Genomic DNA, 1,257 nt, shown 5'->3' with positions numbered 1-1,257 from the left:
CAAGGTGAACTGGCCTAATGATTTTGGACACCTTCATCGGGCGCTATGATGGCGCCCAATTGGAGGCAAAATCAGTGCGTAAATCTTATTCAAGAGAATACAAAGTCCAAGCTGCCGAAATGGTGCTGGACGGTGGGCAGTCAGTTCCTGAGGTCTGTGCAGCCCTTGGGCTGGGCCCTACCGCGCTTCGCCGCTGGGTTGATCAGGTGCGTGAAGAGAGAGCCGGTAAGGTTCCTGCTGGAGCCAAAGCGATCACACCCGAGCAGCAACGAATTGAAGAACTCGAAGCGCTGGTTCGGCAAAAGGATCGGGATATCGAAATCCTAAAAAAGGCCAGTGCTCTCCTGCTTCGGGACTCCAAAGATCGTTCTCGCTGATCAACGAGCTGAGTGAGCAATACCCTGTTGTCGACTGCTGCCGCGTGCTTGGGGTTAAGCGCAGCAGTTTCTATGCGTGGCGCAAACGGCAAGGACGTGAAAACCCGGCCAGAGATGCGCTACGCCTGCTGGTAATCAAGCACTTCAACGCATCGCGAAGTGCTTCTGGCTCGCGAACCCTGGCGCAGGAATTGCGGCACGAAGGCCATGAAATAGGACGATACAAGGTGCGTGCGCTAATGCGTGAAGCTGGCCTGAAGTGCAAACAGCGCAGGCCGCACCGCTATCGGTCATCAGGGGCAGAAGCGTTGATCGCCGAGAATCAGCTGAAGCGCAATTTCAAGGTTTCGGCGATCAATGAGGTTTGGTGTGGCGATGTGACCTATATCCAGGTTGGCAGGCGCTGGCTGTACCTAGCCGCCGTGATTGACCTCTATGCCCGTCGCGTAGTGGGTTGGGCATTCTCGATGATTGCAGATGCCAACTTAGCTTGTAACGCCCTGCGCATGGCCGCTGAATCGCGGGGTAGGCCGGCGGGCGTAATGTTTCATTCAGACCAGGGCTGTCAGTACACCAGCCATAAATTCAGAGCCGCGCTCGATGAGTACAACTTGAACCAGAGCATGAGCCATCGAGGCCAATGCTGGGATAACGCTGCCATGGAGCGATTCTTCGGAGCATTGAAATCAGAATGGGTGCCGGCAGAGGGTTACGAGACCGAAGCGCAGGCACGAGTGGATATCCAGGCTTATCTGATGCGCTACAACCTCAAGCGCCTCCACAGCTACAACGGCTATGAAACGCCAGTAGCCATGGAGGAAAAGCTCAAGGCAGCGGCATAAACCTTAACCGGTGTCCAAAATTACTTGACCAGTTCAAG

Annotated in this window: 2 protein-coding genes; both read left to right on the top strand. The window is 55.1% G+C overall.

The window, feature by feature from the left end:
• The first annotated feature begins 17 nt into the window (after positions 1–17).
• A complete protein-coding gene (locus LU671_RS29255) occupies positions 18–377 on the top strand; it encodes a transposase (RefSeq protein ID WP_075043813.1) in 360 nt (119 codons plus the stop codon).
• Positions 374–1,219 (top strand): IS3 family transposase, encoded by an 846-nt coding sequence (locus LU671_RS29250; RefSeq protein ID WP_324256565.1) that lies wholly within the window; start codon positions 374–376, stop codon positions 1,217–1,219. The genes LU671_RS29255 and LU671_RS29250 overlap by 4 nt, the downstream gene beginning before the upstream one ends.
• The last annotated feature ends 38 nt before the right edge of the window (positions 1,220–1,257 follow it).

The sequence above is a fragment of the Pseudomonas sp. NMI760_13 genome (assembly GCF_021283245.1).
In the GTDB taxonomy this organism is placed as follows: domain Bacteria; phylum Pseudomonadota; class Gammaproteobacteria; order Pseudomonadales; family Pseudomonadaceae; genus Aquipseudomonas; species Aquipseudomonas peradeniyensis.
This window is presented reverse-complemented; position numbering and strand designations above follow the sequence as displayed.

Coding starts and splice junctions, on each gene's coding strand:
- LU671_RS29255 (WP_075043813.1), top strand. CDS start 18: ATGATTTTGGACACCTTCATCGGGCGCTATGATGGCGCCCAATTGGAG.